Origin of the sequence: Silvanigrella sp., assembly GCF_044369315.1 — a bacterium.
Classification (GTDB): domain Bacteria; phylum Bdellovibrionota_B; class Oligoflexia; order Silvanigrellales; family Silvanigrellaceae; genus Silvanigrella.
The window spans coordinates 1-8,445 of the sequence record NZ_JBIPMD010000141.1 but is presented as its reverse complement, the minus strand read 5'-3'; the positions used below and the strand labels follow the sequence as shown (position 1 = coordinate 8,445).

General features: G+C 32.3%; 8 protein-coding genes. 6 read left to right on the top strand and 2 right to left on the bottom strand.

Translation table 11 applies throughout. From position 1 onward, the window contains the following. The 6 genes from ACIQ56_RS11340 to ACIQ56_RS11315 all read left to right on the top strand — a co-directional run. A partial coding sequence (locus ACIQ56_RS11340; RefSeq protein WP_397601173.1) for an A/G-specific adenine glycosylase occupies positions 1-980 on the top strand: 980 nt, incomplete at its 5' end. 31 nt (positions 981-1,011) lie between these two features. Next, on the top strand, positions 1,012-2,511 hold the full coding sequence (locus ACIQ56_RS11335) for an aldehyde dehydrogenase family protein (protein ID WP_397601172.1): 1,500 nt from the start codon (positions 1,012-1,014) through the stop codon (positions 2,509-2,511). Positions 2,512-2,666: 155 nt separating this feature from the next. Next, entirely contained in the window at positions 2,667-3,749 is a 1,083-nt protein-coding gene (locus ACIQ56_RS11330) for a hypothetical protein (RefSeq protein WP_397601171.1), read from the top strand. 25 nt (positions 3,750-3,774) lie between these two features. Further along, complete coding sequence (locus tag ACIQ56_RS11325; protein WP_397601170.1) at positions 3,775-4,962, top strand: HlyD family secretion protein; 1,188 nt, start codon at positions 3,775-3,777, stop codon at positions 4,960-4,962. A 16-nt stretch (positions 4,963-4,978) separates the two neighbouring features. Beyond that, positions 4,979-6,541, top strand: a complete 1,563-nt coding sequence (locus ACIQ56_RS11320; protein ID WP_397601169.1) for a DHA2 family efflux MFS transporter permease subunit — start codon at positions 4,979-4,981, stop codon at positions 6,539-6,541. 109 nt (positions 6,542-6,650) lie between these two features. Continuing rightward, the gene (locus ACIQ56_RS11315; protein WP_397601168.1) at positions 6,651-7,238 is read left to right on the top strand and encodes a superoxide dismutase; all 588 of its coding nucleotides are present in this window, start codon (positions 6,651-6,653) and stop codon (positions 7,236-7,238) included. 2 nt (positions 7,239-7,240) lie between these two features. Here ACIQ56_RS11315 and ACIQ56_RS11310 read toward each other — a convergent pair whose 3' ends face one another. Then, positions 7,241-7,951 carry a hypothetical protein gene (locus ACIQ56_RS11310; protein WP_397601167.1) on the bottom strand — a complete coding sequence of 237 codons (711 nt, stop codon included), beginning with the start codon at positions 7,949-7,951 and terminating at the stop codon, positions 7,241-7,243. 3 nt (positions 7,952-7,954) lie between these two features. Continuing rightward, positions 7,955-8,445, bottom strand: a 491-nt coding sequence (locus ACIQ56_RS11305) for an AAA family ATPase (protein ID WP_397601166.1), incomplete at its 5' end; no start/stop codon positions are given.

Genomic DNA, 8,445 nt, shown 5'->3' with positions numbered 1-8,445 from the left:
GGGTTTGTGAGGTAATGAGTCAGCAAACAATTATTTCAGTTGTGTTACCTCGTTTTAATGATTTTATTAATGAGTTACCAGATTTAAAATCTTTAGCAGAATGTTCTGATGAAAAGCTTAGAAAATTATGGTTAGGTCTTGGATATTATGCAAGAGCACGTAATTTAAGAAATGGTGCAAAATATATATTGGAAGAATGTAATTCTATTTTTCCACAAAATAAAGAAGAATGGTTAAAAGTACCAGGATGCGGACCTTATACAGCATCTATTATTGCAAGTATTTGTTTTAAAGAGCCTGTGGCATGCGTAGATGGTAATGTAATTCGGGTTGTTAGCCGACTCCTAAACATGCAATCTGGTGTGTGGGATAAACAGGGTCAGGATAAAATCAATTGTTACGTTAATAATATTATATCAAAAGAAAATCCTGGTGATTTTAATCAGGCAATGATGGATCTTGGATCTACTGTTTGTAAAAAACAAAATCCAACTTGTTCTATTTGTCCTGTGCAAAAATATTGTCTTTCTTTTCAAAATAATACAATTTCACTTTGTCCTCCTGTAAAACCAAGAAAAGAATCTCAATCCGAAGAAATATTTGCTCTATTAATTACTAAAAATAAGAATAACGATTTTTCTTTAATTGAGCGAAATAAAGGGTTTTTAAATAAAACAACGGGATTTCCTATTATTCGATCCCAAGATGGAAATTCTTTAGAATCATTATTATTAGAAATTAAAAAGTTTGGTTTGAAAGCAAAAATTCTGAATGGTAATTTTAAACATAGTATTACTCATCACAAAATAACGGGTCATGCTATTTTAATAGACTCTTCTCAAGAGGATGAAAAATTAAATAAATTATTTCAAAAATTTTCATTTCCTGAAAAAAAACAGTGGATTTCTATTTCACACTTAAAACAGAATTTGTCATCTTCCCTTGACCTAAAGGTATTAAAAATCCTATCCTCTCTGTAAGTGTTACCTACGCGAATTGAGGAGAATTTTCATGACTGTAAATTTAAATCTCATACCTCCTTATATTAATGGAAATTTTCATCCATCAAATAAGACAGAACGTTTATTTTCTGTATATAATCCGGCAAATCCATCCGATATTTTAGCAACAGCAAGTTGGAGTAAAGAACTTGTCGATCCTGTTTTGCAGGGAATGAAAACCGCTCAAAAAAAATTTCGTTCGACTTCTTTGGATGAACGTTTAGGATACATAAAAAAATTAATTGGATTTCTGAAAGAAAATGCAGAAGAAATAAAAAGTAACATGATGCTTGAGCTTGCTCGTTCTCGAGTGGCTGTTGAAGAAGAATGGGCTTTGTGTGAAAAATTATTTTTTGCTATTCCCGAATTTTGCAAACAAGCTCTTTCCGTTAAAAGAGATGAAGAAGGATGGGAATGGCAATACGCTCCCTTAGGGCTCGTTCTTGTTTCTTCCAATATTGCTTTACCAGTTTATACATTGTTATGCAGCGTGTTACCTTCTTTAGCAGCAGGAAATGCGGTTTGTATGCGTCCCTCATCACATTGTCTTTTATCTGGTTCTTTATTAGCGAGTGGATTTCACCAAGCTTCCTTTCCTCCTGGTGTTGTTCAAATCGTATATGGGGATTTTGAAGTATTTCGTAGGCTTGTTTTAAGTCATCAATTCGATACCATTTTGTATACTGGTGGAGAAGAAAGTTTAGAACAAATTCGACGTGATACCTCTACTCAACAAAATGCACGCCTCGTGCTTTGTGGTGGAGGAAAAAATGCGGCTTACGTTACAGAGTCTGCAAATATAAATAGTGCGATATCAAAAATTATTTATGGTGCTTGTCTTGATGCAGGGCAACGTCTTGAGTCAACAAATCTTGCTTTTGTAGACAAAAAAATATTTGCTGAATTTCAGGATAAATTTGTTTCTGCCATTAAAGTTATGCCAATTGGAGCAAGAGAAGATTTATCTCGTTCTGATAAACACGTCATGGAACCACTTTGTAGTTCGAATTCTTGGGAACGTTTTTTAAGATTTCAGGGAATTGCGGCTCGAGAGTCGGACGAAACATTAAGATGGGGAAAACCAATTGACAATAATGGAAATGGTTTTTTTGTTTCTCCAGGCGTTCATTATATGAAGCCGGAAAAAGTATTAAAAAGTATTTACGCTTCAAATGCTTTTTTTGGACCTGATGTTTGTCTCATTCCAATAGAAGAACGAGATGAAATGATCACAATTTTAGAAGAATTAGGTGCTACCAGATGTCTTGGAGTTCATTCCCAATTTGTAGAAGAAGTTCATGAAATAAGGAAACGTTCTGGAGTCCCCTCTATTTTATGGAATACCTCTACAATTGAATTAAATCCATTGTTACCTAGTATAGGAAGAGGAAAAGCAGGCAATAGTTATATTACAGGGGTTCGTTTTCTTCTTTCAACCGTCTATCCTCAAGTATTAAATTTATCGGCACCATTTGCCGCGTCGGAAAGCGATATCAAAAATACTAAATAAGTTAACTTTCATGAATTATTCTTAATTATTAAATAAATATCATTTTATAATTTTGTCGTTCTTTTTTAAGATTAAATTGAAATCTTAAAAGAGGCGATAAGCAAAAGTAGATTTTCATTATTTATCTATTTTAAATTATATAATGAGGGAATGAATTGGCTTTTCTTATTTTACCTCCAACTTTTATGATTACCGAGAATCCAGAAATTCCAATTGAGGTAAAGACAAGAGCTCTTGCTTATCAAGAAAATTTATTAAACCAGTTGGGTGTTACAAAAGCTCAAGAACAGAATTTAATAACAAAAGGGGGGTATCGAGGGACAAGAATTTTTAATTGGAATAAGTCTTATGATGCTTATTTGCCAACTTATTTTTTGTTTCCTGTTGGAATACCTCAGAAAAAAGAATATATGCAAACCGCATCTCTTGTTAGATATAAAGATTGTTTACAATTGGGATCGGTTTGGAATATAACGGATAAAGAAACAGCCTATCCTTTGCCTAATTCAAATGCGCAAATATTTCAGATTGCAGACAGAAGTTTTCCAGAAACATCTCCCATTAAAATAAACATTATTGATGATTTTCGAGCAGAAGAGAGAACGAGTAATATTCTAAATATTTTTTTAGGTGAAAAGTTTTCTGAGAAAGGAATTTTAAATATTACAAATCTTTCAAGAATTGTATGCAAAGGGAATTTTTTAGAAAATTTAAAAAGCCCCGTTGAAGTCGAATATCCCGGAAAAGCGCATCGACTCATAAATATAAAAATGAAATCGGAATTATCCCAAAAAAAAATAAATTGGCCCATAATTTCCTATGGAGCACAAATAAACTCAGGTGTTTTTGCTGAAAAAAATAAAGATCTTTTAAATGAAACAACGCCACAGCTGTTTCGTCCCGACCTGATAGCAGAAAATATTGTTGCAAAAGTGATAAATGAAATTCATGATCTAAAATTAGAAGAGTTTAAAGTCATACGAAGGTACCGTGGTTGGGTTTATTTAAACAGAGGAAGGGCATTTCAATTAGCCATTGGCACTCGATTGATTGGTCCTGAAAATTCACGTCTTCACATCATTCGTTTTTCACCCGAAGTAAATGGGGAAATTGACTCTTCTATTGCTTTTATTCGATATGAAGATGAAAAACGTCCTATTATTGTTGGAGATATTTTAAAAATAGATCCAACTCTATTTCCAAAAACGAAAAACTCAGCTAATACTCCTAGTAAGTGAAACTCCACTTAGAAGGAATATGGCAATGGAAAATATCAAACAAAGGATATTTAATAGTCCAAAATCGACTAAAGTTTTTTTTGGTATTTTAATTTCAAGCTTATTTATTGTAACTTTAGTGTGGTTTATAAATCATGGGAAAGAAAATACCGATGATTCACAAGTTGTGGGTCACATTGTTACGGTATCACCAAGAATATCAGGTCAAATTTCGAAAATTTTTGTTGAAAATAACCAAACTGTGAAGTTAGGCGATATTTTAGTTGAATTAGATAATGCGAAAGAGAAAGCCGATGTTGAATCCGCTGAAGCGGAGTTTGAAGGCGCAAAAGCTTCTTATGAACAAGCACAAGCCCAGCATGAACAAATGGATAAAAATTATAGCGCAACTGTAACCCAGGCTGAAGGAGGATTAACACAAGCCTCGTCGGGTGTTATGGCAAGTTATGAAGCAATTAAACAGGCTCGTGCGAATTTAAATTCTGCAATGAGTGCGGAAGATTTAGCAAAGAAAAATTTAGATCGTTACTTAAATTTAAAAAAACAAGGTGCTGTTACCCAATTTGATTTAGACAATCAACAAAACCAATATGCACAAGCAAAAGCAGCACGCGAGTCGGCACAAGCTCAATTGGGAAGTATGGAAGCGTCGCGAAAACAATCCTCCGGAAGTTTACAACAAGCAAAAGGTCAATTGCTTTCGGCTCAATCATTATCAAAACAAGTGAAGGCTTATGAATCTGCAGTGGCATTGGCATTCGCTAAAGTAAAAAAGGCCGAAGCAGAATTGGAAAAAGCAAAACTTCAATTGAGTTATACTCAGGTCAAAGCTCCTTTTGCAGGAATAACATCTAATAAAATGGCAGAATTAGGACAGTTGGTTGAGTCGTCAACTCCGTTATTTTCCGTTGTTTCTTTAGATGACACATGGCTTGTTGCAAATTTTAAAGAAGATCAATTGCAAAAAATGAAACCTGGTCAAAATGTAAAAATAAAAGTGGATTCCTATCCAGGAAAATCATTTCAGGGAATTGTAAGAAGTTTATCTGGAGCATCGGGTTCAACGTTTGCTTTGTTACCTCCTGATAATGCATCAGGTAATTTTATTAAAGTAACACAGCGTTTTCCTGTTGAAATTGAATTTCAAAATCGTCCTAAAGATATAGTCCTTAGACCTGGAATGAGTACCGAGGTTACTGTCATTACAAAATAAAATAGGACGTGCTGTCATGACACAAAGCATAAATCGATCTGAAGCTAAAGTTACAGGATCAAAATTATGGATTACAATTGCTGCCATGATGGCTTCTTTAATGGCTGTTCTTGATATTAGCATTGTAAATGTAGCTTTAAATGATATCCGCTCTAGTTTTTCTGTTCAATTAGATCAAATTGCTTGGGTTTCCACGGGCTATATGATGGCAAATATTGTTGTTATCCCAATGACAGGTTGGTTCCAAAGAAAATTTGGTGTTAAAAATTATTTTATTTTTTCTTTAATTTTATTTACTGTAGCAAGTTTTTTGTGCGCATTTTCTTGGAATTTAACTTCCCTTGTTGTTTTTCGAATATTGCAAGGAATGGGAGGGGGAGCTATTATTCCAACAGCAAGTACTATTTTAATATCTAGATATCCTAAAGAAGAGCAGGGTATGGCTCAAGCCTTTATTGGTTTGGGTGCTATTACGGGTCCTCTTCTTGGTCCTTCATTAGGAGGATATTTAATAGATATTTCGAGTTGGCATATGATTTTTTTAATAAATATTCCAGTTGGCATTGTTGCTTTAATTATTTTAGTAAAATCTTTAAAAGAGGAAAACTTTTTTCCTTCAAAACAAAAATTAGATAAATACGGTTTTCTTTTATTGGCAGTAGGATTAGCTTCTCTTCAATATGTATTAGAAGAAGGGAATCGCAATGATTGGTTTGAGAGTCCTATTATTGTTTTATTTAGTATCGTAAGTTTAGCATGTCTTGTAACAATTGTTTTTCAGCAATTAGAATCCAATGAACCCATGATCGATTTTCGTGTTTTTAAAAATCGAAATTATATTTTATGTACTTCAATTAATTTTATATTAGGTACTACATTATTTGGTGGATCTTTTTTATTTTCATTATATTGCGGCACTGTCATGAATTATACTCCATTGGATATTGGTATTTTATTTTTAAAAGGTTGTTTTATTCAAATACTGATCATGCCTATAATAGGAAAAATTGTTAATATTATTGATAAAAGATTGCTTATTGGATTTGGCATCATATTGGTATTTATTAGTTTATGGTACAATTCACGCTTAAATCATTTTTCCTCTCAATATGATCTTGTTTTTGTTTTATTCGCACGTTCTATTGGGTTATCTTTTTTATTTGTTCCTTTATCTGTAACTGCAATTTCGTTTGTAGAACCCAAAGGAATAGGAAATGCAATTGGATTATTTAATTTAACTCGTGAGCTTGGTGGATCCATTGGCCTTGCTTGGATGAGTACAAAACTGGTAAATCATATTAAAGAATATAATAATATTTTAAATACACATGTTATAGAGGGTTCGCCACAATTAAACTATCAATTGAGAATGATGGAATACATGTTATATGGGAAAGTGGATAATTCTTATAAAGCAGCAGAACAAATGCTCCAAAATAGAGTTTCACTTCAAGCAACAATTGAGTCCTTTAATAAAGGTTTTTTCACTCTTGCTCTTGTGTTTCTTTTATCAATTATAATATTGATATTAATTCAAAATCCGAAAAAAAGAGTTGTTTCTTCGGAAGGATTTCATTAGAGAAATGTCACTTAAATAAACAAAGGGTTTAATTTTAGTAATTTGTTTGCAGTTCAACTATTTTGATGATTAAATAGGAATGTGTTTGATACCTATTTAAGGAGAAAAAATGGCAAAAGAAATTCGTAGTTTTAAGCACCTTCTAGGGAAATTAGATGGGATTAGTGATCCTCAATTAGAAGCACATTTTGGTTTATATGAAGGTTATGTAAAAAAATTAAATGAAATTGAAGAAAAATTAGAAAAAACCGATAAAGCCTTAACAAATTATAGTTTTGGTGAATATTCCGAATTAAAACGCCGTCATTGTGTTCCATATAATGGAACTTATTTACATGAAATGTATTTTGATAATTTAATTGCGACAGAAGCTCCTTCTTCCCAATTTGAAACTTTAGCAAAAGCGGCTTTTGGAAGTGTTGATAATTGGAAAGCCGATGTAAAGGCAACAGGTTTAGCAGTTCCTGGTTGGGTAGTTACTTGTATCGAAACAACTTCTGGAAAATTGAAAAATGTTCAAGTAATGGAACATCACATTGGTTTTCCTTTAAACCATGTTCCTGTTTTAGTAATGGATACATGGGAACATGCTTTTTTCTTAGATTATAAAGCAAACCGTGGGGCTTACATTGATGTCTTCTTTAAAAATATCAATTGGTCCGTTGTGAATTCAAGAGTTGCTCAATTAGTAAAGTAACTTTACGTCTTTTTTAGTGACCTACTATATACCTTTTTAAATAATAAAATAAATAAAATGGAATATCCTCCTAACCAAAGAAGAGGAGTAGTAGGGTTTATTTCACTATTTATATGTGAAAAAGAAATTTGTGACCATTGGTATGTTGGGACAAACTCTCTTAATATTCCAAAAAAGCCAACGCTTGGAAGAGCAAATGACCCAAATAATAATAATAAATTTAATAAAGTAAATATACTTCTAGAGGATTCCGGATTTGCTGCATATCCAATTGTCATTCCTAATAAAGCCATAGGAATGCTACCTGCTAAAGCAATAAATCCAAAATAAAAAAGATTTCCAATTGGTAGAGGTAATTTTAAAATAAATAAAGCAACAAAACTTAAAGTAACTAAATTTATAAAGGAAAGGGCAATGGTATGAAAAATTCTTCCCATAATCATAGGTTTTATTCCTACAGGTAGGGTTCTTAAATACTTTGCCCAATCCGAGTTTTTCTCTTGAGTAACACCCATTCCTAATAACATAAGAGCCACTGTTTGAACTGAATAATTAAAAAATATAATGACGGCACCTAATGCATTTTTTCCTTCCCATTGATGAGCAAATAATAAAAGCATCAGAGGAGGGAAAATAAGAGTAAAAAAAAGTGCGGGAATATTTCTTATTGTGCTTAAAAATAACAATTTAAAATAAAAAAAGCCTAGTTTCACAATTTAATTTCCTTTAGACAAATGAATAAAAGCAGACTCTAGATTTTCCCTTGTTATTTGTAAATTTCTAAATGGGATTTTATTCTCAACAAGTTCATATATGAGGGCGTCAGGATTGGTTGTTTTTATGATAAAATAGTTATTTTCATGTTCTATGGATTCAATAAAATGAAAATGATCTAATGAAATAGGCAATTGCGAGTAAAATGTTACATTTGTTTCAGATGAATTTGCTAAAAATTTAATTTCATTAACCGATCCATCTGCTTTAATTTGTCCATTTTGAAGAAAAATAATGCGTGTTGCAATTTGCTCAATTTCTTCTAGATAGTGTGTCGTTAAAAAAATTGTTTTTCCCTGTTTAGAATAATCTTTAATTATATTTAAAAGAGTTTTACGAGACTCAACATCAAGACCCGTTGTTGGCTCATCTAAAAATACGATGGATGGATTTCCAATAAATGCTAAAGCAAGGGCTAATCTTCGCTTTTGTC